The organism is Candidatus Devosia phytovorans, from assembly GCA_029202405.1.
Lineage (GTDB): Bacteria > Pseudomonadota > Alphaproteobacteria > Rhizobiales > Devosiaceae > Devosia > Devosia phytovorans.
The window spans coordinates 2510509-2533517 of sequence record CP119312.1; the positions used below are offsets into that span (position 1 = coordinate 2510509).

At 62.7% G+C, this 23009-nt stretch carries 26 protein-coding genes; 13 read left to right on the top strand and 13 right to left on the bottom strand.

The annotated features are described in order from the left end of the window. Positions 1-30 precede the first annotated feature (30 nt). A complete protein-coding gene (locus P0Y65_12400; protein WEK03005.1) occupies positions 31-339 on the top strand; it encodes an alkylphosphonate utilization protein in 309 nt (102 codons plus the stop codon). A gap of 2 nt (positions 340-341) precedes the next feature. Here P0Y65_12400 and aroC read toward each other — a convergent pair whose 3' ends face one another. The 5 genes from aroC to P0Y65_12425 are packed head-to-tail and all read right to left on the bottom strand — an operon-like array spanning position 342 to position 3885. Continuing rightward, a complete protein-coding gene (gene aroC, locus P0Y65_12405; protein WEK03006.1) occupies positions 342-1457 on the bottom strand; it encodes a chorismate synthase in 1116 nt (371 codons plus the stop codon). Between the two features lie 48 nt (positions 1458-1505). Next, positions 1506-1916 (bottom strand): type II toxin-antitoxin system VapC family toxin, encoded by a 411-nt coding sequence (locus P0Y65_12410; GenBank protein WEK03007.1) that lies wholly within the window; start codon positions 1914-1916, stop codon positions 1506-1508. Then, positions 1913-2161: a hypothetical protein gene (locus P0Y65_12415; GenBank protein WEK03008.1), complete on the bottom strand. Its 249-nt coding sequence runs from the start codon at positions 2159-2161 to the stop codon at positions 1913-1915. Before P0Y65_12415 ends, P0Y65_12410 begins: the two co-directional genes overlap by 4 nt. Before the next feature lie 57 nt (positions 2162-2218). Next, positions 2219-3247: a hypothetical protein gene (locus tag P0Y65_12420; protein WEK03009.1), complete on the bottom strand. Its 1029-nt coding sequence runs from the start codon at positions 3245-3247 to the stop codon at positions 2219-2221. A gap of 17 nt (positions 3248-3264) precedes the next feature. Next, positions 3265-3885: a histidine phosphatase family protein gene (locus P0Y65_12425; GenBank protein ID WEK03010.1), complete on the bottom strand. Its 621-nt coding sequence runs from the start codon at positions 3883-3885 to the stop codon at positions 3265-3267. Between the two features lie 238 nt (positions 3886-4123). Between P0Y65_12425 and P0Y65_12430 the strand changes: the two genes are divergently transcribed. Together P0Y65_12430 and P0Y65_12435 are read left to right on the top strand one after the other, a co-directional pair. After that, positions 4124-5554, top strand: coding sequence for an FAD-binding oxidoreductase (locus P0Y65_12430; GenBank protein WEK03011.1), 1431 nt, complete (start codon positions 4124-4126; stop codon positions 5552-5554). A gap of 135 nt (positions 5555-5689) precedes the next feature. Then, complete coding sequence (locus tag P0Y65_12435; protein WEK03012.1) at positions 5690-6247, top strand: hemerythrin domain-containing protein; 558 nt, start codon at positions 5690-5692, stop codon at positions 6245-6247. Between the two features lie 9 nt (positions 6248-6256). On the opposite strand, the gene P0Y65_12440 is transcribed toward P0Y65_12435, so the two are convergent. Continuing rightward, positions 6257-6982, bottom strand: a complete 726-nt coding sequence (locus tag P0Y65_12440) for an SOS response-associated peptidase (GenBank protein WEK03013.1) — start codon at positions 6980-6982, stop codon at positions 6257-6259. Positions 6983-7049: 67 nt separating this feature from the next. Here P0Y65_12440 and P0Y65_12445 point away from each other — a divergent pair, with 67 nt between their 5' ends. The 5 genes from P0Y65_12445 (at position 7050) to P0Y65_12465 (ending at position 9896) form a co-directional block, all read left to right on the top strand. After that, entirely contained in the window at positions 7050-7451 is a 402-nt protein-coding gene (locus tag P0Y65_12445) for an NUDIX domain-containing protein (protein ID WEK03014.1), read from the top strand. Positions 7452-7464: 13 nt separating this feature from the next. Beyond that, positions 7465-7827 carry a TIGR02301 family protein gene (locus P0Y65_12450; protein WEK03015.1) on the top strand — a complete coding sequence of 121 codons (363 nt, stop codon included), beginning with the start codon at positions 7465-7467 and terminating at the stop codon, positions 7825-7827. Positions 7828-7948: 121 nt separating this feature from the next. Continuing rightward, on the top strand, positions 7949-8209 hold the full coding sequence (locus P0Y65_12455) for a hypothetical protein (protein WEK03016.1): 261 nt from the start codon (positions 7949-7951) through the stop codon (positions 8207-8209). A 157-nt stretch (positions 8210-8366) separates the two neighbouring features. Then, complete coding sequence (locus P0Y65_12460; protein ID WEK03017.1) at positions 8367-8777, top strand: DUF1801 domain-containing protein; 411 nt, start codon at positions 8367-8369, stop codon at positions 8775-8777. A 105-nt stretch (positions 8778-8882) separates the two neighbouring features. After that, the gene (locus tag P0Y65_12465) at positions 8883-9896 is read left to right on the top strand and encodes a hypothetical protein (GenBank protein ID WEK03018.1); all 1014 of its coding nucleotides are present in this window, start codon (positions 8883-8885) and stop codon (positions 9894-9896) included. 215 nt (positions 9897-10111) lie between these two features. Here P0Y65_12465 and pcp read toward each other — a convergent pair whose 3' ends face one another. Together pcp and P0Y65_12475 are read right to left on the bottom strand one after the other, a co-directional pair. Further along, positions 10112-10756 carry a pyroglutamyl-peptidase I gene (pcp, locus tag P0Y65_12470; protein WEK03019.1) on the bottom strand — a complete coding sequence of 215 codons (645 nt, stop codon included), beginning with the start codon at positions 10754-10756 and terminating at the stop codon, positions 10112-10114. Between the two features lie 3 nt (positions 10757-10759). Further along, on the bottom strand, positions 10760-12088 hold the full coding sequence (locus tag P0Y65_12475) for a dihydroorotase (GenBank protein WEK03020.1): 1329 nt from the start codon (positions 12086-12088) through the stop codon (positions 10760-10762). 79 nt (positions 12089-12167) lie between these two features. Between P0Y65_12475 and P0Y65_12480 the strand changes: the two genes are divergently transcribed. The 3 genes from P0Y65_12480 (at position 12168) to P0Y65_12490 (ending at position 14245) form a co-directional block, all read left to right on the top strand. Then, the gene (locus P0Y65_12480; GenBank protein WEK03021.1) at positions 12168-12995 is read left to right on the top strand and encodes a folate-binding protein; all 828 of its coding nucleotides are present in this window, start codon (positions 12168-12170) and stop codon (positions 12993-12995) included. 76 nt (positions 12996-13071) lie between these two features. Next, a complete protein-coding gene (locus P0Y65_12485; GenBank protein WEK03022.1) occupies positions 13072-13674 on the top strand; it encodes an HD family hydrolase in 603 nt (200 codons plus the stop codon). Between the two features lie 157 nt (positions 13675-13831). Beyond that, on the top strand, positions 13832-14245 hold the full coding sequence (locus P0Y65_12490) for a hypothetical protein (protein WEK03023.1): 414 nt from the start codon (positions 13832-13834) through the stop codon (positions 14243-14245). 14 nt (positions 14246-14259) lie between these two features. On the opposite strand, the gene P0Y65_12495 is transcribed toward P0Y65_12490, so the two are convergent. The 3 genes from P0Y65_12495 to P0Y65_12505 form a co-directional block, all read right to left on the bottom strand. Continuing rightward, on the bottom strand, positions 14260-15147 hold the full coding sequence (locus P0Y65_12495; protein WEK03024.1) for a cell wall hydrolase: 888 nt from the start codon (positions 15145-15147) through the stop codon (positions 14260-14262). A gap of 328 nt (positions 15148-15475) precedes the next feature. Then, positions 15476-16033, bottom strand: a complete 558-nt coding sequence (locus P0Y65_12500) for a hypothetical protein (GenBank protein ID WEK03025.1) — start codon at positions 16031-16033, stop codon at positions 15476-15478. 68 nt (positions 16034-16101) lie between these two features. Further along, the gene (locus tag P0Y65_12505) at positions 16102-18366 is read right to left on the bottom strand and encodes a PEP-utilizing enzyme (GenBank protein WEK03026.1); all 2265 of its coding nucleotides are present in this window, start codon (positions 18364-18366) and stop codon (positions 16102-16104) included. 117 nt (positions 18367-18483) lie between these two features. Here P0Y65_12505 and ispH point away from each other — a divergent pair, with 117 nt between their 5' ends. Next, on the top strand, positions 18484-19455 hold the full coding sequence (gene ispH / locus P0Y65_12510; protein ID WEK03027.1) for a 4-hydroxy-3-methylbut-2-enyl diphosphate reductase: 972 nt from the start codon (positions 18484-18486) through the stop codon (positions 19453-19455). Positions 19456-19522: 67 nt separating this feature from the next. Continuing rightward, positions 19523-19969, top strand: a complete 447-nt coding sequence (gene rnhA / locus P0Y65_12515; protein ID WEK03028.1) for a ribonuclease HI — start codon at positions 19523-19525, stop codon at positions 19967-19969. Here rnhA and P0Y65_12520 read toward each other — a convergent pair. Together P0Y65_12520 and glyS are read right to left on the bottom strand one after the other, a co-directional pair. Beyond that, on the bottom strand, positions 19966-20946 hold the full coding sequence (locus P0Y65_12520) for a DUF808 domain-containing protein (protein ID WEK03029.1): 981 nt from the start codon (positions 20944-20946) through the stop codon (positions 19966-19968). The two genes, rnhA and P0Y65_12520, sit on opposite strands and share 4 nt — an antisense overlap. A gap of 17 nt (positions 20947-20963) precedes the next feature. Further along, a complete protein-coding gene (gene glyS, locus P0Y65_12525; GenBank protein ID WEK03030.1) occupies positions 20964-22988 on the bottom strand; it encodes a glycine--tRNA ligase subunit beta in 2025 nt (674 codons plus the stop codon). Positions 22989-23009: the final 21 nt, after the last annotated feature.

The window sequence follows — 23009 nt, forward strand, 5'->3', positions numbered from 1 at the left end:
TTTTCAGATAGTGATTTTATTGGAGCCGGCATGACCGACGGCAATGACGACTATGTCTATGATGAAGCTACGGGCGAATGGCGTCCGGGGTCCGAAATAGCCGCTGCCAAAGCACCGGCATCAGCATTGGTCGTGGTGGACGCGGCAGGCACGGCGATAGCCGATGGCGACTCGGTGGTCCTCATCAAGGACCTCAAGGTCAAGGGCGCCGGCCAGACGCTCAAGCAAGGCACCGTCATCAAGTCGATCCGGCTGACCGACAATCCCGAGGAAATCGACTGCCGGCACGACGCCATCAAGGGCCTCGTGCTGCGCACCGAATTCGTCCGCAAGCGCTAGCGCTAGTTGCGGTCAAAGCCGACCGCGCCGTCCCGGCCCGTCTGGCCGCGGTGGCGTAGGGCGTGATCGGCCAGCACAAGCGCCATCATGGCCTCGCCGACCGGCACCGCGCGAATGCCGACGCAGGGGTCGTGGCGACCCTTGGTGACGATGTCGGTATCCTCGTTGCGCGTCGTCACCGTCTGACGCGGCGTGATGATAGAGGACGTTGGCTTCACGGCAAAGCGGCAGACGATTGGATCGCCATTGGAAATGCCGCCGAGGATGCCGCCAGCGTGGTTGTCGAGGAAATAGGGTTTTTCGGCCCCTGCCCGCATCTGGTCTGCATTCTCGACGCCAGTCAGGCTGGCGGACTCGAAACCCGCGCCAATCTCCACGCCTTTGACCGCATTGATGCTCATCATGGCCGAAGCCAGGTCAGCGCTGAGCTTGCCATAGATTGGAGCGCCCCAGCCGGCCGGCACGCCTTCGGCGACCACTTCGATCACCGCGCCCACCGAGTTGCCGTCCTTGCGGATGCCGTCGAGATAGTCGGCCCATAGTTCTGCCGCCTGCGCATCAGCGCAAAAGAAGGGGTTCTGGTCGACCTGATCCCAGTCAAAATTGTCATAGTCGATCTTGTGCAGCCCAACCTGCACGAGACTGGCGCGAATGGTGATGCCGTCAAGCACCTGCCGCGCCACAGCGCCGGCCGCGACTCGCGCAGCGGTTTCTCGCGCAGACGTGCGGCCGCCGCCGCGATAGTCGCGAATGCCGTATTTCTGGTCATAGGTATAGTCGGCGTGGCCCGGCCGATATTTGTCGCGGATATCGGCATAGTCCTTGGAGCGCTGGTCGGTGTTCTCGATCAACAGCGAGATCGGCGTGCCCGTGCTGCGGGGGCCATCCGTACGCTCGTCCTCGAAGACGCCCGAGAGGATTTTCACCTCATCGGCTTCGCGGCGCTGCGTCGTGTATTTGCTCTGGCCTGGCTTGCGACGATCAAGATCGCGCTGGATCAGTTCCGGCGTCAGCGTGACGCCTGGCGGGCAACCATCCACCACGACGCCCAGCGCCGGCCCATGGCTCTCGCCCCAGGTGGTGAAGCGGAAAAGATGTCCGAATGTATTGAACGACATGGCGCGGCCCCGTGGTTAGGGGCTTTCTAGGGAGAGGCAGGCGTCAGGTCAATCGAGCCAGTTCTCGACACGCAGGTTTGGCACGCGGGAGAACTCGCGGATGTTGTCGGTGACGAGGGTGAGATCAAGCGCAAGGGCATGGGCGGCAAGGAAGAGGTCGTTGGGACCGATCACGCTGCCCTGCTGCTCCAGTTGCGCGCGTATTTGGCCGTAGGAGAAATCGGCTGGCATGTCAAAAGGCAGGATTTCCACGCTGGATAGAAGATAGCGCAGCGTCTCCTCAAGTCGTGGCGACGGGCGTTTGGCAAAGCCGAACTGTATTTCGGCAGAGGTGATGATGCTGATGCAAACGCGCTCAGTGCCATAGGCGAGCAAGCGGTCATAAACCTTGCCGCTACCCGGATTGCGCATCAGCGCGGACACTATATTTGTATCCAGCATAGCCTTGATCAGGCTCAAAGCTTGATGTCTCGCAAGGGACCCAGGTCATCGTCTGTGACATCGGGCCATTCTTCTTCCGTAAGAGGCTGCATCGCATCAAGCGCTTCCCGCAAGGTCATCCGCTTCTCACGTTTAGGTCGGATGGTGATGACATCCCCGCTGACTTCGATGGTCACTTCGGCGTCGGCGACGCCAAGCTCCTTGGGGATCTCGACAATCTGTCGATCACCCTCTTTCACGATGCGCGTAATGATCTCGTTCACGGGCGCCTCCATCGGCTGTCGCCCGTAACATAGGCCCAATCTGCGCTGCCAACAACTTTAGCAGTCGTGCTCTTCCAGCAGCGTGTCGTAGTGCACCACTGCAAAGCTGCGGTTCATTTCGGTGATCATCACCGTGCGCGTACCGTCCAGCTCCCAAGTGAAGAGAGACGGTTCGCCGCAATCATCGGCGGGCTCGCCATACAGCTCGGTGGCGACCGCGACAGCCTTGCCCATGCCGAACATGTCGGCGCCGTTGTGAGCGGTGATCGCGACGTAATTGACCTTGGGATTGTTTCCGGCACACGGCGCCACGCTGGCGTCGATATAGTGGAACCCCTCCAGCCCGGCCAGCGCAGGACGCGGATCGGCGTCCCAGGAGGGCAGGATCAAGTCTATGTCGCAATTGCCCTCATTCTTGGCTACGGGCTCACCATAAGCCGTCAGCCAGGTCTTTATGGCATCGAGATCTTCAAGCGGCGGAGCATCGTCGCGCAGCCGCTCGAGATAGGTCGCCAGGTCTGCCTCGTTGAGCAGAAAGTCCTTCGGCGCACTGCTGCGGGCGCAATTGGCGTCCGGCGGATCGCGGCCCTGAATTTCGAGTTGCGCCTCGGGACTTTCGGGGTCAGGCGTCAGCCAGGATACAGTGTAGCCGGCGGCTGGCGAAAAATACGCAATCTTGTCATCGAGGCAGGCGGGATCGGGCGCGCCGAAGGCGCCTGCCAATCCCGTGACGAACTTGCTGCGATCCGCGACATTGTCAAACAGCAGGCGCAGGGTGGCATTGAAATGCCAGTCGGGCCTTGTACCGATGATGACCGACATGACGCCGGGCATGGTCGAGCGCTCCATGACGGCGCCCGTTACCGGGTCAATGGAGGCCAAAGCCGAAAAATGCTGTGCCGTTTCCAGCTTGCTGCCCTGCGTCGGGTCGGCCCTGCGCACCACGTCCAGCACCTGACTGGCCTCGCTCTTGCCCAGAGTACCGTGTTCTCGTTTGAGGAAATCGACATAGTCATCGGCAAATGCGGGCAATGCTGCGGCCATCATTGTCGCCGACATGAAAAATCCGGCAAGCAATCGGTGCATGGGCAATCCTTGAGATATCAAATGTCTTCGGCCCGGAGCATTTCCATTTTGCCGGGCGTGAAATGCATGACGACGTCCTGCGGTGGACTCCAGTTGACGACGTCAACAATGGAGGCGCGCTCTATCAGCACGCGCAAGGTGCGGGCGATGCCGCCATGGGCCACGACCACAGACGGCCCCTTGAGTACGCTCGAGAATTCGGCCAGCCGGGCTTCGACGTCGCGATAGTTTTCGCCATTCTCGGGGCGGAATTCCCAGTAATCGGCGGTACGGCTACCTGGTGCGACGGCCAGATTGGCGGGCAATTCCTCGAAAAGTTCGCCTTCCAGAATGCCGAAGGAAATTTCCATCAGGCGAATGTCGAACTTGGTTTCAGGGAGGTGCACATCGAAGCCGGCGCGGACGCGCTCCATGGTTTCGCGCGTTCTGCCCAGGGGGGAGGCATGCCACTCAAAGGCATTGGGATCGAGGCCGCGCGAGGCGAACAGCGCCGCCAGCGTCCTGCCGTTCTGATTGGCCTGGCCACGCCCCTTGTCGTTGAGCGGAATATCCCTGCGGCCCTGATAGCGGCGCTCGGCATTCCAGGGTGTCTCACCATGCCGAATGAAATAGATTTCCGGCCAAACCAGGCTTGTCATGAGCATGCTCACGCCGCTGACCCGGCGCGTCCTGAAAGTCTTGTGTGATGGGAGAGGTCTAGCCCGCTGCCATGACACCGATAATGAAACCGCTGATACCGTAGCGAATTTTGTTCGCGGCGCCACAGCCAAGTTCGGAAAAGAGCCATGCTCTGATCGCGTTTCTGGCATTGGCTGGAGTCAGCCGGCCTCTTGTGGCACATGCAGGTAACCCTCTGTCGCGCTCCCCGGCTTTGTCATGACCCTTGCTGCCACCGACATCATCTCGCAACTCACCAGCCTGGTTGGTGCCGATGCCATCATCGGCGAAGTCGATCGCATGGGCGCCTATCTCAAGGAACCGCGCAAGCGCTTCCACCAGAGTGCCAGTGCCGTGGTGCTGCCCGCATCGGTGGAACAGGTACAGGCCGTCCTGCGCTGGGCCAATGCGCATGGCGTCGGCATCATCCCGCAGGGTGGCAATACCGGGCTCGTGGGCGCGCAGGTGCCGTTGCGCGGCGACGAGGTGATCCTTAGCCTCGCCAGGCTTGATCGCATCCGCAATGTTGACGTAGCCGCTGGAACGATGACGGCAGAGGCTGGCGTGATCCTTGAAAACGCCCACAAGGCGGCCGAAGCGCAGAATACCATCTTCCCGCTCTGGCTGGCCTCGCAAGGCTCTGCCCGGATAGGGGGCCTGCTCTCCTCCAATGCCGGTGGCGTCAATGTGCTGGCCTATGGCAATGCGCGCGAACTGACCATGGGCGTCGAGGCCGTGCTGGCCGATGGCCGCCTGTATCAGGGGCTCAATTCGCTGAAGAAAGACAATACCGGTTACGATCTCAAGGACCTGCTGGTCGGTGCCGAGGGGACCCTCGGGATCATCACCGCGGCGACGCTGAAAATCTTCCCCAAGCCGGAGGACTACGAGACAGCCCTGGTCAATCTGGCCAGCCCCGAGGCCGCGCTGACCCTGTTCCAGCTGCTGCGCGAGCGGATCGGTGGTCGGCTCAATGCCTTCGAGCTGGTCCCGGCCATCGGCCTCGACATGCAGTTGCGCCATGGCATGCTCGATCGCGACCCCACCCCTGGGCCCTCCCCCTGGTATGGGCTGATCGAGGTGGCGCGCATGGCGGGCGGCGTTCCCGGCACGCTGCAGGCGGCCGTCGAAGCTGCCTTTTCCGACGGGCTCATCGACAATGCGGTGTTTGCCGAATCCCTCGCCGATCGCACGCGCATGTGGGCCTTTCGCGAGCAGATGAGCGAGGTGCAATCGAAGGAAGGCGCCTCCATCAAGCACGATGTGTCGGTGCCCATCGCCGCCGTGCCGCAGTTGATTGCCGAGGGCAGTGCCGCGGCGGGTAAACTCGTCCCGGGCATTCGCGCCGTGCCCTTCGGCCACATGGGCGATGGCAATATCCACTTCAACTTCAGCCAGCCTGCCGGCGCCGACGGCAAGGCCTTCATGGCCGAGGCCGACGAAAAAGTGCACTCGGCCATCTACGAGATCGTGCTGCGCCTTGGCGGTTCGGTCTCGGCCGAGCATGGCATTGGCCAGCTCAAGCGCGAATTGCTGGTGCAGGTGAAAGACCCGGTCGCCCTCGAGATGATGCGGGCGATCAAGTCAGCGCTCGACCCCAAGGGCATTCTCAACCCGGGAAAGATGCTCTTCGAGCCGGACCGCAGGTAAATCAGCGCCGGTGGCGCTGATTTAGGCGAGAAGGCCATGAGGGCTACGCCCGAATGGCGGGGGTAACATGGGCGTAAGTCGGTCACACCGGCGTGCCGTCTTGCGCTGGTCATGCGTCGGGCCCATCTATGGCCCATGCTTGATGATATCGAATTCCTCGACGACGCCACGCGGCCGCCGGTGCAACAGCTCGATGGCCTGACCGAGCGCCAGCGCGCGGCCGGCCACCACTTGCGCCAGATCCATGATCACCTGCGCGACAACATGGTGACGCTGGGCAAGATGATCGCGCGGGCCAATGCCGGCACGGTGACCCGCGAGGAAATCGCGGCCGAGACCGGCAATCTGGCCATGGTCGCCAATTATCGGCGCTTCGGCAATCTCTGTGGCCAGCACTGCCAGATCGTCAACACCCACCACACGATCGAGGATCACCACCTGTTTCCGGTGCTGGCCATGCAGAGCCCCGGCTTCAAGGCCATTGCCGACCGGCTGACGGCCGAGCATGTCGTGGTACACGAGCTGCTCGAGCACCTGGTCGACGCACTCAATGCGCTGGCCACCGAGCCCACGCCAACCCGCTTCGAAAACGCCAAAGAGGTCTATCACGCCCTCGAACGCGTGCTGCTGTCCCATCTCGGCTGGGAAGAAGAGGCCATGGGCGATGCCTTGGGTTATTTCGGCATCATGTAGGGCCTGGGCCTAGAACAGGCTCATCTGCCCGCCCGCAGCCTTTTTCGGCCTGGGCTCAGGCTTGACGGGTTCCGCCCGCTCGATCAGGCCGGGGTCATCGTCACGCGCCGAGTTGACCCGGGTCGAGACCGGATGAAACTTCAGCGCCCCATCTTCCAGCGGCAGGGCCAGTTGCGCCGCCTCCAGCGCCCGCACGTCGCGAACATCGAGCCAGCGGTCGATCTCGTCGCCGCGCAGGATGGCCGGCATGCGGTCGTGCACGTCCGACAATTGCCGGTTGGCCGCGACGGTGATCGTCGCCACGCTGTCGATTTCCTCACCATTCGGCCCCATCCAGCTGGCATAGAGCCCGGCCAGCGCCATGGGCCGGTCGTCTTCCATGGTGATGTAATAGGGCTGCTTGGATTTGTCGGGATTGGTGTGCCACTCGTAATAGCCGCTGGCCGGGATGATGCAGCGACCATGCTTGAGTGCATCGCGGAAGGCCGGCTTTTCGGCCATTGTCTCCACCCGCGCATTGACCAGTAGCGGAAATTCGCGCGGATCCTTGACCCAGCCGGGGACGAGGCCCCAGCGCGCGAAATGCGGCTCGCGCCGGCCATGCGCCTCCCAGATGGCCACGATCGGCTGGGTCGGCGCAATATTGTAGCGCGGCACCATGTCGATGCTCTTGAGCAGCTTGAACAGCTCGACCATCATTTCGGGCGGCAGCGTCGAGGCGTAGCGTCCGCACATCTCGGTAACTCCTGAATCAGCAAGTTAGAGGTAGTCTCTGCATCAGCGAATCGCAAATGAGCCAGATGTGACCGAGCCCCTGCCCAATGCCGCCAGTGTTGCCATCGTCCGCGAGGGCAAGGTGTTGCTGATCAAGCGTGCCCATGCGCCCTATCAGCATCTGTGGACCCTGCCGGGCGGCCGCATCGAGCCGGGCGAAACCATCGAGCAATGCGCCATCCGCGAAATCCAGGAAGAGGTGGCGCTGACCATCCGCAATCCCAGGCCCGTTCTGGTGCAATCGCTGGGCAAGGACGAAACCTTCCGGCTTGCCGTCTTTGCCACGCGCGACTTCTCCGGCCAGATCCGCCCGTCCGACGAGGTCTCGGACCACAAGTGGATGGACCCGTCGGCCCTCATCGCGCTGCGTACCACCAGCCGGCTCGATGACGTGCTCGCGAGGGCCTTCGCAGTGCTGGCCCAAAGCTGATACTGGACCCGGCATGAAGCGCTTCTTCGCCATCCTCACCCTGCTCGTGCTCGGCACCGGCCCCAGCCTTGCTATCGACCCGCTCTACCAGCGGCAGATGGAGCGGCTGGCCGAGATCATGGGCAGCCTCTATTTCCTGCAGCCGCTCTGCCAGGCGGGCACGGAAGACTGGCGCGCGCAGATGGCCGAGCTGATCGAGTCGGACGAGCCCGACGAGGATCGCCGCCAGCGCCTCGCCGGCGCCTTCAATGTCGGCTACACCGCCTATTCGCGCTTCCACCACGCCTGCACGCCCGCCGCGCGCGAAGCGCTGACCCGTCTTCTCACCGAGGCCGAAACCACCGCCCGCGACATCCATACCCGCTTCGCCGAATAGGCTTAACGAGGGTTAAAGCCCCGGTAACAATCGCGAATAAACCGTTAACCTTCGGGTTACTTCCTGCGCGCCTCGCCGGCTCTGCCGTGTTAGTCCCAGAGCCATGACCACGAATAAATCCATGTTTGCGTCCGCTTCCGGGCAGGCCGTCTTCGATCTGGACCAGGGCGAGCGCCAGCTTGCGCTGGAATATCTGGCCGAGGCGTGGAATGTCGCCGAGGACGATGGCGTGCAAAGCGCTTCCCTCGCCCATGCTTCGCTGTTCGCCGCGCTTGCCACCTTCGTCAAGATGCATGGCGACGAGGCCACGGCCGACCTGATGGAACTGCTGCCCGACCGTATCCGCTCCGGCGAATACAATCTGGAGCGGGTTCTCCAATAGGCTCAAGCGTCACAGGAACAGGCTGACCGACCTCCTTCGGTTCCCATGCATGGGGCGGCGGCTGAACAAGCCGCTGCCCTGTTTGTTTATCGGGGTTGGATCAGGTCAATTCCGCTGGCATAGTTCCCCGCACCATATGCCTTGGGAGCCCGCAGCGATGACCAAAGAGGTAAAGCTTTTGTCCGGCGGCAATCCGCAGATTCCCAAGGGCGACGGCAATGGGCCGGTGCAGGACTATATTTCGGCCATGCCCGGCTGGAAGCAGGATCTCGGCCGCCAGCTCGACCAGCTCATCGAAACCACCCTGCCCGGTGTCAAAAAGGCCGTGCGCTGGAACACGCCCTTTTACGGTGTCGGCGACACCTGGTTCCTCGGCTATCACTGCATGACGAAATACATCAAGGTTTCGTTCTTCGACGGGCAATCGCTCGATCCGATCCCGCCCGGCACTTCCAAGCAGAAGAATGTGCGCTACCTCGACATTTACGAAAGTGACCCTATCGACGAGGACCAGTTCACCGCCTGGGTAAGGCAATGCGCAGCGCTCCCGGGTGAGAAGCTGTTCTGACGCCGTCATCAAATCTCCAAAAACTGTCAGCGCTAATGCATTCTAGTGCCAGGAAATATTGCCTCGGCGACATCTTGTTTTGAGATATTGAGAAAAGGGATTGGGATGCGGAAGGCGATTACCGGACTTGTCTTGGCCTTGGTGCTGCTGTTGGGCGGAGCGATCTATGCCTGGGGCCAAGGCGCCTTCTGGCCCTGTGAGCCCGCGGGACGACTGATCCATGGCGGGGTCTGCACCCATCTCATTACCGGCGATATCGGCGGGGTGGCGCCTCTGCCCAATGGCAACCTGCTGGTCTCCCTCGGCGCGCCAGAGGGAGACGACAGCAATGCCATCACACTTGCCGAAATTCCGGCGACCGGCGGCGCAGTCATCAGCGAGACCGTGTTGCGCGCGAACCCCGTCGAGACCCACCCGCTCGATCTGGCCGTCAGCCCCGACGGCGAGCAGGTTGCGGTCGTCCAGGCCTTCAGCGAGGGTCGCACGCAGTACAAGGTGAGCGCGTTCGACCGTCAGGGCGCAGTGCTGGCCGAGGACCTGGGCTGGTTGCCCGGTTACATGGCCTTCGATGCCGGCAATCGCCTGCTGTTCCATCCGGGCGCCCTCCTCGGCGAAGCGGTCAATCCGGGCTATGCCGAGGTCTACGATCTTGCAGTTTCACCCGTCCCCCAGGTCGCCAATTGGGATGAGCTTGGCGCGCTGTTTCAGAAGGGCACGACCCTGGCCTATAGCCCCGACGGCACCGTGTTTGCGCAGGTGCTCGACCATATGGAATCAACATCCTTGGTCGGCCTGCGCGTCGGTACGGTCGGCTTTGAGGCGCAGCCAGGCATCCTGCTTGGCGCCAGCATCCGGGCCGGCTGCAATTACAGCTTTTCCGACCTCGCCTTCAGCCCTGATGGCAAGCGTATCGCGGCGGTCTTCGACTGCCCCGACGATTGGGGTCAGGTGAGCTCGACGATGGAAGTCTGGGACTGGAGCGAGAGGCAGCACCTTCTCACGCTGCCCGTCGTCAACGGCTTTTCCGAGCCCTTCTGGTATGACGACAATGCCATCATCGCCAAGCGCTACAACTACGTCCGCGGCGGCACGGAGCTGTTCCGCATCGCTGTGCGATGAGGTCTCGGCGCTAGTGGAACCGTTCTCTCACAGGCTGGCCCCACGCACGGTGTCACCCCGGCCTTGAGCCGGGGCCCATCTCGATATCTCACCACAGCCGCAAGGTGGTAGTGATCGGCAGATCGACCTTGCGGCAAGACACCGATCTCGTGTTGGGTCCCGGCTCAAGGCCGGGATGACATCCAGTGTGTGGGCCCTCCTGCGAAACACACCGACTAGGCGATCGTCCCCATGCTCCCCACATAGGCATCCGCACCACCCAGGCACACCATGAGCGCGGCTTCCAACCCGCGAGCCATGGTCTCGACTGCCATGGTCGGCATATCGGCAGACGGCCGGCTTTCCGGCATGGCGGGCACATGCACGAAGCCGCCGATCATCGGCCGGTCCTGCCTCTGGATCAGGTTCATCAGGGCATAGAAGGCGGCATTGCAGACGAATGTGCCGGCAGAATAGGACAGGGCAGCCGGCACGCCCGCATCACGCATGGCCGCGACCATGGCCTTGACGGGCAGCGTGCTGAACAACCCGTCCGCGCCACCGGGCACGACCGCAGCCTCTACCGGCTGCGCGCCCGCGTTGTCGGGAATGCGCGCATCGATCCTGTTGATGGCGATGACTTCGGGCGTGATGGCGGCGCGGCCCTCGGCCAGTCCCGTTGCCACCACGATATCGGGCCGCAACAGCCCGATCATGGCCTCCAGCCGCTCGACGCCCTCGCCGAACTCCACCGGCAATTGCGCCACATGCAGCCGGGCTGGGTCGGTCCATTGCGCCGCGACGCGCTGTACCGCCTCCCAGGACGGGTTCAGCGCCGCGCCGGCAAAGGGCTCGAAGCCGGTGAGCAGGATGGTCTTCATGTCTCAGCCCTGTGCGAGGGACTCCAGGAACCGCATCGGCTGACCCTGGTTCGGCGTCACCAGCTCGCCCTGCCACATCACCGTCTTGCCGCGCACCACCGTGCCTACCGGCCAGCCGGTTACCGTCACGCCATCATAGGGCGTCCAGCCAGCGCGCGACTTGATCCAGTCATTGGTGATGGTATGGCGGCGCTTGAGATCGACAATGGTCAGGTCGGCGTCATAGCCCACGGCAATGCGGCCCTTGTTGGCAATGCCGAACAGACGATTGGGACCGTGGCTGGTCATGTCGACGAAGCGCTGCAGGCTCAGCTTCCCACTGTTCACATGGTCCAGCATGGTCGGCACCAGCGTCTGCACGCCCGTCATGCCCGAGTGGCTCTCCGGATAGGGGTGATCTTTCTCTTCGCGCGTATGCGGCGCGTGGTCGGAGCCCAGGATATCGGCCACGCCATTGGCGACGCCCTTCCAGATTCCCTCGCGATGCTCCTTGTCGCGGACGGGCGGGTTCATCTGGGCATAGGTGCCGAGGCGCGTATAGGCCGTCTCGTCCAGCGTCAGGTGGTGCGGCGTGACTTCGACGCTCGCCACGTCCTTGTGGCCGGCGAGGTAGACGATTTCTTCCTTGGTCGAGATGTGCAGCACGTGGATGCGCTTGCCGGTCTTGCGGGCAAGATTGACCAGGCGCGTCGTGCACCGCATCGCCACTTCCGGCGAACGCCAGATGGGGTGGCTCGACGGATCGCCAGGCACACGCAGGTGCTTGCGCTCTTCGAGCATATATTCGTCTTCGGAGTGGAAAGCAGCGCGACGCGAAATGGCGCCAAGGATGGCTTCCACCCCCGCATCGTCCTGCACCAGCAGCGAGCCAGTGGACGAGCCCATGAAGACCTTCACACCCGCGCAGCCCGGCAGCTTTTCCAGCACGGCCAGTTCGCCGACATTTTCATGCGTGCCGCCGATATAGAAGGCGAAGTCGCAATGCATGCGATTGGTGCCCGCCGCGATCTTGGCCTCGAAGGTTTCGCGGGTGGTGGTCAGCGGATTGGTATTGGGCATTTCGAAAACGCCGGTCACCCCGCCCATCACCGCGCCGAGCGAACCGCTCTCGAGATCTTCCTTGTGCGTCAGGCCGGGCTCGCGGAAATGCACCTGCGTGTCGATGACGCCGGGCAGGATATGGAGGCCCTTGCAGTCGACCACTTCGTCAGCACTGCCATCCACAGTGCCCAGCGCCAGGGTGCGACCGTCCTTGACCGCGATGTCGGCCAGGCCTTCGCCATCTTGGTTGACCACGGTCGCGTTCTTGAAAATCACGTCATACTGCGCCATGTCTGCGGTCCCGTCTGTAGCATTTGTAGCTCGAATGTCGTGCAACACTTATGCGACCGGCGCTTCAAGAGGCAAGTCCATGACCATCCATCTGCGTTCCGACCGCGCCGTGTTTCGCTTCTCCGGCCCGGATGCGCACAAGCTGCTCAACGACGTCGTGACGGGTCATGTGCCAGCCACGGAACGCCCTGCCGCCTGGTGGGCGCTGCTGTCGCCGCAGGGCAAGATCCTGGCCGAAGGCACCGCTGGCTGGGCCGAGGATGCGCTCTGGCTCGATGTGCACCAGACCGTGGCCGACGACTTCTTCAAGCGCATGAAAATGTACCGCCTGCGCGCCCAGGTCGTGATCGACGACCTGCGCGACACACATCGTGTCGGTTTTTCGGAAACCGCCCTGCCCGGCGCGATTAGCCATCAGGATCAGCGCGGCAGCGTTACCCTTGGCCAACGCATCATCGCGCCCGTCGAGGCCACGGCCGATTGGGTCGATGACCCTACCCCCTATCGCGCCGCGCGCCTTGGTGCCGGCATTGCGGAACAGGGCGATGACTTCCCCGCCAATGACACATTCGCCCATGACATCGCCCTCGATATCCTCGACGGCGTGGACTTCAAGAAGGGCTGCTATGTTGGCCAGGAAGTCGTCAGCCGCATGAAGCATCGCGGCACCGCCCGCCGCCGCCCGGTGCTGGTCACCGGCGTCGATGCTCCGGTTGGGTCGTCAGTCGCTGCAAACGGTCGCGACGCGGGCACTCTGGGTCAGGTCGTTCACGGCGCATCGGTCGCCGTCCTGCGCCTTGACCGCATTACCGATCCCGCGGCCGTCACGGTGGAAGGCAAGCCGGTTACCGTCACCCTGCCCGCCTGGGCAACCTATGCCTTTGGCGAGGCGCCGGCGGAAGAATAGTCCTGCCGCCGAATTTCACGAATCGAGCCCAACTGCTACGCTCGATGCTAACAGTCTGCTAGCATTTGGGGGCATTATGGCACGTGCGAGTGCACGCGCCTGGCAACGTATGTTGTCGGGGCGCCGGCTCGATATTCTCGATCCATCACCGATGGACGTCGAGCTTTCTGACATCGCCCATGGCCTTGCCCGCGTGGCCCGCTGGAATGGCCAAACCTCTGGGGACTATCCCTTTTCCGTCGCGCAGCATTCCGTGCTCGTGCTCGAAATCTTCCGCGCCCACAATCCGGACGCCGATGCCGCGGCACAAGCGCAGGCCCTGCTGCATGACGCGCCCGAATATGTCATGGGCGACATCATCTCCCCCTTCAAGGCGGCCATGGGCGGCAATTACAAGGAGGTGGAAAATCGTTTGCTGTCAGCGATTTTCCTGCGCTTCTCCCTGCCCCCCGCCATGCCGGCGGCCCTCACCAAACTGGTCAAGAAAGCCGACCGCGAGTCGGCCTTCTTCGAGGCGGTGCACCTGGCTGGATTTGACGATGGCGAAGCGCGCAAACTGTTCGGAGAGCCGAGTTTCCCCGCCTTTGACGTCGATGCCTTCGACCGGTTGATTCGACCCTGGCCTACCCGCGAGGCACACGATCGCTTCGTCGCCGCCTTCGAGGCAATTTCCGTTTAACAACAATAAGTTGGCTTGTATGGATTAACCCTAACAAAGGGTTACTTTTGCGCCTCCGGGGCCGATATGGTTTCTAATCTCTTAATAGATTTCAGCCATTCGGTTCATTACGGGACGCGTCACCATGAACTTGCCGACACGCCATATGTTGCTTGGAATGACTTTGGGTGCCTTCAGCGCCATGACCATCGCCGCCATTGGTCCAGGGGTCGTCATCGAGACCTTTGCCGACGAAGCGCCGACGGTTGGGATCGATCCGTCAAAGCTCGTTCGCTACGAAGGTCGCAAGTATATCGTGGACTATGATGCATCGGTCTCGACCGACCCGATCTCGACATCGCAGGTCAAGAAGATCGAAGGTGGCCGGGTGAGCTATGTGACGATCACCACGACAGAAACCGGCACCTATTCCAGCGATGCCATGTTCTCCAACCATGTGCAGTATCCGGGCATCGACGTGCAGCCGGTCCATAGCCGCAATCACTTCGCCTATTGGACCAATGGCCACTGGTCGGGCTTTGTCACCCGCGCCGCCAATTCCTTCATCTACGCCCGCTCCTGGCGGAACTAAGTGCCGCCAAGCACTTAGCCGAAGAGCCAGCCGCTCTTGAACTTGTAGAAGACGTGCAGGCCGATCTGGGTGACCTTGTTCATGCGCGGCGCCCAGGCCGGACGGACATAGGTCGCGTGGTAATGCGTCGCGTCGCCCACTTCGGTCAGGTAGAGTTCACCGGCCACGATGCGGTTGGAGATATCCTCGGCCTGTGCCCATGATTTCTGGTCATTGATGACCTCGGGAATACCGTCGCAGGCAAAGGAGAACTGGCAGGAATTGCGGCGCTGCTGGTTCTGGTAGACGACACCACAGATAGTGCTGGGATAGCGGTGATCCTTGACGCGGTTGAGTACGACCTGCGCCACTGCAACCTGTCCGCGATAGCTTTCGCCCCGCGCTTCGAAATAGATCGCCGTCGCCAGGCACCAGAGTTCCTTGTCGGAGGCTGCCATGGGCGTTCCCGTCGCAAAGCCACCGGTTACCGGTGCTGTCTCACGCGCATAGGCCAGCTGTTCAGAAGCCAGGGCCGGCAGCGGATTGCTGACCGCCGGCGGCGCAATGCCGGCAATGGCGTCGAGTGCGGCGGCGGTCGAAGGATCGAGCGAGGCCACCGACATGCGCGGGCCAATTTCCACGTCGCCCGTTGCCGGGAAGTCGACCGTTGCAATCTGCGACTGGCCGAGCGCGATGGCATCGTCCCCGCGCAGCGAAGCAATACGCGTGCGGGCTTCCTGGAAGTTGTTTGAGAAGGCGACGAGATCGACTTGCGGGCGGACGCGGTCGGCCTTTTCTGCCCGGTTGGGACCGTTGAAGCTGGCGGTGTCGAACAGATGATCAACCGAGCCGGTGATCACGGGATCGACGCCGAAATAGGAGAGGCTTGCCGTCGAGATCTCGACCGCTGGCAGCGTCGGCAACAGGCCGTCGGCCGGGCCAAAGGCACCGCCGGTCAGGCCAGCGTAAGTCAGTCCACAAAAAATCCCTACAGCCAGAAATCTGGCGAAGGGATGTCGGCGGACCGCTTTAGCCGGACGCAATCGCGCCACGGGCCGTGGGGAATAAGCCATAAACGCTACTCAACGCTACGCAACAAAACTACTGATCGGCGAAAGTGACGCTAAAATGCCGACAGTCGTAATGATGTCTGATTAGGGTTAGCAGCGAGTAAACAAGCATTCGGGCATAGCAATGGGTTAACCATGGCGACCGCCCGGCCGAATTGTGAAGCGCTTATAAGCGGGCTGATCAGCCCTCGCAGGCGCCGACGACCGGGGCCAGTTGCGCGGCAAAATCGCCGAGCTGATAGCGCACCGAAAGTGTGCGGGAATTGATCGGGGTGACGCGCACCGTGAGATTGCTCGCGCCCTCGAGGCCACGCAGAAATGCCAGCGAATCCCGAGTATTATCCAGCAGGATAGCCGTATTGCTGTCATCGACCGGCAGGGTGCGGTTGGTACGGCCACCAAGGTCGAGCTGCCAGGTGATGCCAGTGTCGCTGCCCAGCGCAGAAAGCGTATTGCCGGCAAAGCCAAAGGCCACGCTCAACACATCGGCGCTGCACGAAACTGTGATCGTAGCCGGAGCACGGCCACTGGGGCGGGCGGGAATTGACTGTTCGCTGTCGAACACGACCTGCAGGTCGCCATTGGCAGAAACGGGGTTGGCGAAGGCCGCATCGAAACAGGCGAGGCGTTCTGCATCAGCGGCAATGGACACACATTGCGCGCCCAATTGCTGGGCCATGACGGCTGGTGTCGAAACAGTCAAAATCGGCAGCAGCGCCAGAACCGGCAATAGTCTCACGTCGGTAGTCCTTCCTCACCGGCCGAAGCGGCCGCGTCCCCTTGATATGGGGATCGTCTGCCGGCCATTTAAGCAGAAGCCTGGGCCAGCGTCAGCCTTGCGACCGGGACACGATAGGGTGAGCACGAGACATAGTCGACGCCCAGCCCGGCGAAGAACTTCAGCGACTCCGGATCACCTGCATGCTCGCCGCAAATACCGATCTTGAGATCGGGATTGGCAGCCCTGCCCCGTTCGATGGCAATGGCGATCATTTCGCCGACCCCCTTTTCGTCTATGGTGACGAAGGGGTCACGCTCATAGACGCCTTTGCGCTGATAGGTCGCAAGGAAGGTTGGCGCATCGTCGCGCGAAATGCCGAAAGTGGTCTGGGTCAGGTCATTGGTGCCGAAGGAGAAAAAGTCGACCATATGGGCGATGTCGCCGGCGCGCAGGCAGGCACGCGGTAGCTCGATCATGGTGCCGAAGGAGAATTTTACGCGCTCGCTGCGCAACAGACCCGAATTGGCGGCGATGGCATTGACCCGGTCACGCACCCAGGCCACTTCGCTGGCGGTCGAAACGAAGGGCACCATGACTTCGACGGCCACCGGCTCGGTCTGCGTCTCGCTGGCGGCCCGCACGCCGGCCATCAGGGCCTGCATCTGCATCTGCAGCATTTCCGGATTGGTGATCGCCAGACGCACGCCGCGATGACCCAGCATGGGATTGATCTCGGCAATGCGTTCGAGATGCAGGCGCAGGGCGCGGACCGCGAGACCCAGCGAGGCTGCGGTCTCTTCGATTTCCTCGTCGCTGCGCGGCAGGAACTCATGCAGCGGTGGATCGAACAGGCGCACCGTGACCGGCAGGCCCTGCATGGTTGAGAACAGCGCGGAATAGTCGCCGGTCTGGTAATCGACGAGGCCATTGACCGCGCGGCTGCGATCCTCCTCGTCCTCGCTGAGGATGACGCGGCGCAGCGCGACCATGCGCTCTGGCGAGAAGAACATGTGCTCGGATCGCGCCAGGCCGATGCCCTCGGCGCCAAAGCTGAGCGCCGTCCTTGCCGATTCCACCGTTTCGACATTGGTGCGGACGGAGATCGTGCGACTGGCATCGGACCAGTCGAGCAGCGTGCCGATGGCACCACCGATATGGGGCTGGGCCAGCGGCAGCGTGCCGAGATAGACCGTACCGTCACTGCCGTCGATGGTCAGCCGGTCGCCGGTGCGGAATTCGCGATCGCCGATGCGGCAGACCATTTCGACCGCGTCGACCGAAAGGTTGCGCACACCCGCCACACAGGGCTTGCCGGTAATACGGGCGATCACGCCGGCATGGCTCGACATGCCGCCGCGAGCGGTCAGGATGCCCGTCGCCGCCTTCATGCCCTCGATATCGGCGGGGCCGGTCTCGTTGACCACCAGAATGCAATGCTTGCCGCGGGCCCGCATGCGGGCGGCGTCCTCAGCATTGAAGACCACGATACCACTGGCAGCCCCCGGCGAAACGCCAAGACCCATGGCCAGGGGCGCTGCACCTTCGGTCGATTTCAACCGCGGGTGCAGCAATTGCGCCATGCGCGTCGGGTCGATGCGGGTCACCGCATTATGCGCCGACCAGACCTTGCGCTTGACACGATCGACTGCCGCTTCGAGATCGGCAGCGGCTGAAACCTGCGACGGGCGGGCGGAAAGAAACACCACCTGCCCGCGATTGATCGCCACGGTCACGCACATATGCCGGCCGGATTTGGCATCGACCAGGGCCACCAACGCATCCACCGATTCCGGCAGGTGCGGCAGCGGCATGCCGTCGAGCGGTGCCGGTCCCATGGCGCCCGATGTCGCATTGCGCGTCAGGAATTGCTCCACCTCGCCGTCCGCCACGGCCTGAACCAGAACGATCTGCTTGCCTCGGTCCTCGTCTTGCCGACCGGTCCAGCCCTGTCCGAAACCATAGCTCTCGAAGGCATTCTTGATTGCCTTGGCCAGCGGGCGGTTCGGGTCGACCGAGTCTTCGGGATTGGCAGGCGCGGCAATGCCCAGCTTGGCCGGCGCCAGCCCGCCATTGTGGGTTGCCGCCGAGGTGCGCACGACCAGCGCGGGCGGGCGGCCATTCTTGTCCACAAGCTTGTAAAGACAGGCGATCCAGTGGGTGCGCAGGCGCACATCCTTGTGCACACGCTCGCTCTGCAGAGCCTCCCAGGCGGCACGCGTCAGCGCGATCGTCGGAATGGTGGGGAAACCGGCTTCGCCGACGCGGAAAATCCAGCGCGCCTTGCCGCTCAACAGCTTGATCTGGCTCGCCGACAGGTTCGCCTTCCCCATGGCCGGGGCGGTCGCGAACATTTCCTGCGCCAAACTCACCGTTAAGTCCTTGCCGTAATTGTGATTGCATAATGCCTGCGCGGCATGATCGCTGCAACAAGACTTGACTTGCCGCAATGTGGAAAGCATCTGACTGATATGGAAAAGCGGCCACAACTAGACATTCTGCTCTGCGCCCCCCGCGGTTTTTGCGCGGGCGTTGATCGTGCCATCCAGATCGTGGAGCTGGCGTTGCAAAAATATGGCGCGCCGGTCTATGTGCGCCACGCCATCGTGCATAACAAATATGTCGTCGATGGCCTGCGCGACAAGGGCGCGATCTTTGTCGAAGAGCTGAGCGAGATCCCCGAGACCGACGCGCCCGTCGTCTTCTCGGCCCATGGCGTGCCCAAGTCGGTGCCTGCCGATGCCAAAAGCCGCAACATGTTCTTCCTCGATGCCACCTGCCCGCTGGTCTCCAAGGTTCATGTCGAAGCGCAGCGCCATCATGCCGAGGGCCACGAGATCGTCCTCATCGGCCACAAGGGGCATCCGGAGGTCGTCGGCACTATGGGGCAGTTGCCGCCGGGCTCGATCAGTCTGATCGAAACCGTTGCCGACGCCATGGTGTTCGAGCCCAAGGATGCCCAGACGCTGGCTTTCGTGACGCAGACCACGCTGTCGGTCGATGACACCAAAGAGATCGTTGCAGCGCTGAAGTCGCGCTTTCCGGCGATCAACGGGCCACACAAGGAAGACATCTGCTACGCCACCACCAATCGCCAGGAGGCCATCAAGGCCGTGGCGCCGGAAGTGGATGCGATGATCGTGGTGGGTTCACCCAATTCCTCCAATTCGCTGCGACTCGTCGAAGTCGCCGAACGCTCGGGTTGCAAGGTCGCCATGCTGGTCGACCGCGCCTCCGAGATCGACTGGGCCCGCTTTGAAGGCATCAAGTCGCTCGGCGTTTCGGCCGGTGCCTCTGCCCCGGAAAAGCTTGTCGACGAGGTGATTGAAGCCTTTGCCCAGCGCTATGACATCAAGGTCGAAGCGCGCGTCACCGCCAGGGAAAACATCGCCTTCAACATCCCGCGCGAGCTGCGCACCATGGAAGTTGCGGTCGGCAAGTGAGCGACTTATCCCCCTCGGCCGCCGGCGGCATTAGTATGTCTGCGTCAACGCTGGGCCGGAGCATTCCATGAGCGACAAAGTCATCATCCATACCGACGGCGCCTGTTCGGGCAATCCCGGGCCGGGTGGCTGGGGCGCCATCCTGCAATTTGGGCCCCATACCAAGGAGCTCAAGGGCGGCGAGGCGCTGACCACCAACAACCGCATGGAGCTGACGGCCTCCATCGAGGCGCTCAATGCGCTCACCCGCCCCTGCGAGATCGAGCTTCACACTGACAGTCAATATGTGAAAAACGGCGTGCAGAGCTGGATGCACGGCTGGAAGCGCAATGGCTGGAAGACCGCCGACAAGAAGCCGGTCAAGAATGTCGAGCTGTGGCAGGCGTTGGACGAAGCCGAGAAGCGCCACAATGTGGAATGGCACTGGGTCAAAGGCCATGCCGGGCACGACCTCAACGAGCGCGCTGATGAGCTGGCCCGCGAGGGCATGGCGCCGTTCAAGGGCAAGCGTTAAGCCCGTTTGGGCAGCAAGCCTTTCGCGGCCTTGAGAGCCGGCGCCAAAACGTAGCCGACCACGGGGATCATCACCGCGCCCAAGGCGATGCCGAAGACGAAGTCGACGCCGGCCGTGGCCAGCCAGCCAGTGAAGCCGGCAATGGCCGGTGCGGCGGCCTCTGCCCAGTGGGCGGCGCCTTCAACGACATGCTCGGGCCAGGCTAAGCCGAATTCGTAGAGCCCATGCACGATGATGCTGCCGCCAACCCAGGTCATCGCTGCCGTGCCGACGACGCTCAATATCTGCATGAAGACGGGCATGAAGCCCACAAGGCCACGGCCAAAGGCGCGACCGGCGCCGGTGCGGGCATTGCGCGCCATGAAGACACCGAAATCATCGCCCTTCACGATCAGCGCCACCGCGCCGTAGACGGCAACGGTAATGCCGACGCCAGCGACCGCAAGAATAGCTGCCCGGGTCCAGAAATTCTCGACGTCGATGGCCGAGAGGATGATCGTCATGATCTCGGCGGAGAGAATGAAGTCGGTCTGGATGGCGCCGGCCACCTTCTGGTCTTCGAGATTTTGCGGCGCGACGGAGACCGATTCGAGTCCGGCTTCATGCGCCTCGGCATCATGGGGCCGGAGGGCATGAAATATCTTCTCGGCGCCTTCATAGCAGAGATAGGCGCCACCGATCATCAGCAGTGGCGTGATCAGCCAGGGTGCAAAGAGGCTCAGCAGCAGTGCGGCCGGCAGAAGAAACAGCAGCTTGTTCTTGATCGAGCCCCAGGCGATCTTGCCAACGATGGGCAATTCGCGTTCGGCGGTGAAGCCGGTCACATAGTTCGGGGTGACCGCAGCGTCGTCGATCACTGCACCCGCAGCTTTCACACCGGCCTTGGCCGCCTGACCCGCGACGTCGTCGAGCGAGGCAGCAGCAACCTTGACCAGCCCGGCGACATCGTCGAGCAGGGCGAGAAGACCAACACTCATCGCCCCGCCTCCCCTTCTTAGCCCGCGACCTTAGAGAAATCGGCCACCAGATGCATGGTGTCGCGCAGACGAGCCAGCAGGTTCAGGCGATTAGCGCGGACCGCCGGATCGCTGTCATTCACAAGCACTGCAGTGAAAAACGCATCGACCGGGGCACGTAGGGTCGCGAGCTCGGCCATGGCGCCCTTGTAGTCGTCCTTGGCCACATGGTTGGACACTGCGTCATGAACGGCGTCGACGGCGAAAGCGAGCGCGGTCTCTTCGGGCAGGCGGAGCGAAGCCTGATCGACAGTACCGGCATAGGCCTTGCCGTCCTTCTTCTCCTCGGCCGCCAGGATATTTGCACCGCGCTTGTAACCAGCGAGCAGGTTCTGCCCATCGGTCGATGACAGCAGCGCTGACAGCGCTTCGGCGCGTTGGGTGATCTGCACAATGTCATTGCTGTCTGCCGAAATGACCGCATCGACCAGATCGTGACGGGCGCCGGCGTCGCGCAGCGACACCTTCAGGCGATCATGGAAGAAGGCCAGAAGATCGGCTTCGACCTTGAGCGGGAAGCGCAGGTTGTTTTCCGAAATGATGCGGATCACGCCAAGGGCCGCGCGGCGCAGCGCAAACGGGTCGCGAGAGCCGGTCGGCTTTTCGTCGATCGCCCAGAAGCCGGTCAGCAGGTCCAGCTTGTCGGCCAGGGCTACTGCAATCGACACCGGTTCGGTCGGCACCTTGTCGGTGGGGCCGAGCGGCTTGTAGTGCATTTCGACGGCCGTCGCGATGTCGGCCGGCTCGCCCTGCGCCACGGCATAGTAGCGGCCCATGAGGCCCTGCAGTTCGGGGAATTCACCCACCATCTGCGTGGTGAGATCCGCCTTGGCCAGCATGGCGGCGCGCTTGGCCCGTTCGGGATCGGCGCCGACCAGCGGGGCAATCTCGCCGGCAAGCTTGACCAGCCGCTCGATGCGCGCGAACTGACTGCCGAGCTTGGCGTGGAACACGGTCTCTTCCAGCTTGGGCAGGCCATGCTCCATCGGCAGTGCGAGGTCGGTGTTGTAGAAGAACATGGCGTCGCTGAGACGCGCGCGAATGACACGCTCGTTGCCGGCGGTGATCACCGTGCCGCCATCGCTGGCAATGGTGTTGGACGTGATGATGAAGTTCGGCGCCAGCTTGCCGCTGGCATCGCGCAGGCAGAAGCACTTCTGGTTGGCGCGGATGGTGGCGATGATGACTTCCTCGGGCAGCTCGAGGAAGGCCGGGTCGAACGAGCCCATCATCACGACGGGCCATTCGACAAGACCGGCCACTTCTTCGAGCAGACCTTCATCGCTGATGACGGTCAGGCCCTGCGCAAATGCCAGCTGGTCGGCATCGGTGCGAATAATGTCCTTGCGACGATCGATATCGAGCACGACCTTGGCGCGTTCCAGCGCTTCGACATAGTCGTCGAAGCGGCGCACCTTGATGGCGTCGGGGGCAAGGAAGCGATGGCCGAATGTGGTCTGGCCGGCTTCGACAACGCCCGACGTGAAGGGGATAACCACCGGGTCTTCGTTTTCAGAACCGAAGGTCGCGGTGATGGCACGCAGCGGGCGCACCCAGTTGAAGCTTCCGGTGCCCCAACGCATGGATTTGGCCCAGGCGAAATCGGTCAGAATTTTCGGCAGGATGGCCGACAGCAGCGACACGGCGTCGGCGCCGGGCTTGTCAATCTGGGCGACGTAGAAATCACCCTTCTTGGGATCACTCTCGACCTTGGCCTGATCGAGTGAGGTCAGTCCCGCCGAACGCAGGAAGCCGTCGATGGCGGGCTGCGGCGCGCCGACCTTGGGGCCCTTCTTTTCTTCGCGCGTGTCGGGCGAACGGGCCGGGAGGCCGGTCACGGTCAGCGCCAGGCGGCGCGGCGTCACGAATGCCTTGGCGCCCTCATAGACCAGACCCGCATCGACCAATGCATTGGTGACGGCTTTCTTGAGGTCGTCGGCGGCGCGGCGCTGGAAGCGGGCCGGGATTTCCTCGGAAAAGAGTTCGAGCAGCAATTCGGGCATGGCGGATACCGGTAAGAGATA

Bases quoted from the DNA above. Each gene is read 5' to 3' on its own strand.
- P0Y65_12400 (WEK03005.1), top strand. From the start codon at position 31: ATGACCGACGGCAATGACGACTATGTCTATGATGAAGCTACGGGCGAA.
- aroC (WEK03006.1), bottom strand. From the start codon at position 1,457: ATGTCGTTCAATACATTCGGACATCTTTTCCGCTTCACCACCTGGGGC.
- P0Y65_12420 (WEK03009.1), bottom strand. From the start codon at position 3,247: ATGCACCGATTGCTTGCCGGATTTTTCATGTCGGCGACAATGATGGCC.
- P0Y65_12425 (WEK03010.1), bottom strand. From the start codon at position 3,885: ATGACAAGCCTGGTTTGGCCGGAAATCTATTTCATTCGGCATGGTGAG.
- P0Y65_12430 (WEK03011.1), top strand. From the start codon at position 4,124: ATGACCCTTGCTGCCACCGACATCATCTCGCAACTCACCAGCCTGGTT.
- P0Y65_12435 (WEK03012.1), top strand. From the start codon at position 5,690: ATGCTTGATGATATCGAATTCCTCGACGACGCCACGCGGCCGCCGGTG.
- P0Y65_12440 (WEK03013.1), bottom strand. From the start codon at position 6,982: ATGTGCGGACGCTACGCCTCGACGCTGCCGCCCGAAATGATGGTCGAG.
- P0Y65_12450 (WEK03015.1), top strand. From the start codon at position 7,465: ATGAAGCGCTTCTTCGCCATCCTCACCCTGCTCGTGCTCGGCACCGGC.
- P0Y65_12455 (WEK03016.1), top strand. From the start codon at position 7,949: ATGTTTGCGTCCGCTTCCGGGCAGGCCGTCTTCGATCTGGACCAGGGC.
- P0Y65_12460 (WEK03017.1), top strand. From the start codon at position 8,367: ATGACCAAAGAGGTAAAGCTTTTGTCCGGCGGCAATCCGCAGATTCCC.
- P0Y65_12465 (WEK03018.1), top strand. From the start codon at position 8,883: ATGCGGAAGGCGATTACCGGACTTGTCTTGGCCTTGGTGCTGCTGTTG.
- pcp (WEK03019.1), bottom strand. From the start codon at position 10,756: ATGAAGACCATCCTGCTCACCGGCTTCGAGCCCTTTGCCGGCGCGGCG.
- P0Y65_12475 (WEK03020.1), bottom strand. From the start codon at position 12,088: ATGGCGCAGTATGACGTGATTTTCAAGAACGCGACCGTGGTCAACCAA.
- P0Y65_12480 (WEK03021.1), top strand. From the start codon at position 12,168: ATGACCATCCATCTGCGTTCCGACCGCGCCGTGTTTCGCTTCTCCGGC.
- P0Y65_12485 (WEK03022.1), top strand. From the start codon at position 13,072: ATGGCACGTGCGAGTGCACGCGCCTGGCAACGTATGTTGTCGGGGCGC.
- P0Y65_12490 (WEK03023.1), top strand. From the start codon at position 13,832: ATGACTTTGGGTGCCTTCAGCGCCATGACCATCGCCGCCATTGGTCCA.
- P0Y65_12505 (WEK03026.1), bottom strand. From the start codon at position 18,366: ATGTTCGCGACCGCCCCGGCCATGGGGAAGGCGAACCTGTCGGCGAGC.
- ispH (WEK03027.1), top strand. From the start codon at position 18,484: ATGGAAAAGCGGCCACAACTAGACATTCTGCTCTGCGCCCCCCGCGGT.
- rnhA (WEK03028.1), top strand. From the start codon at position 19,523: ATGAGCGACAAAGTCATCATCCATACCGACGGCGCCTGTTCGGGCAAT.
- P0Y65_12520 (WEK03029.1), bottom strand. From the start codon at position 20,946: ATGAGTGTTGGTCTTCTCGCCCTGCTCGACGATGTCGCCGGGCTGGTC.
- glyS (WEK03030.1), bottom strand. From the start codon at position 22,988: ATGCCCGAATTGCTGCTCGAACTCTTTTCCGAGGAAATCCCGGCCCGC.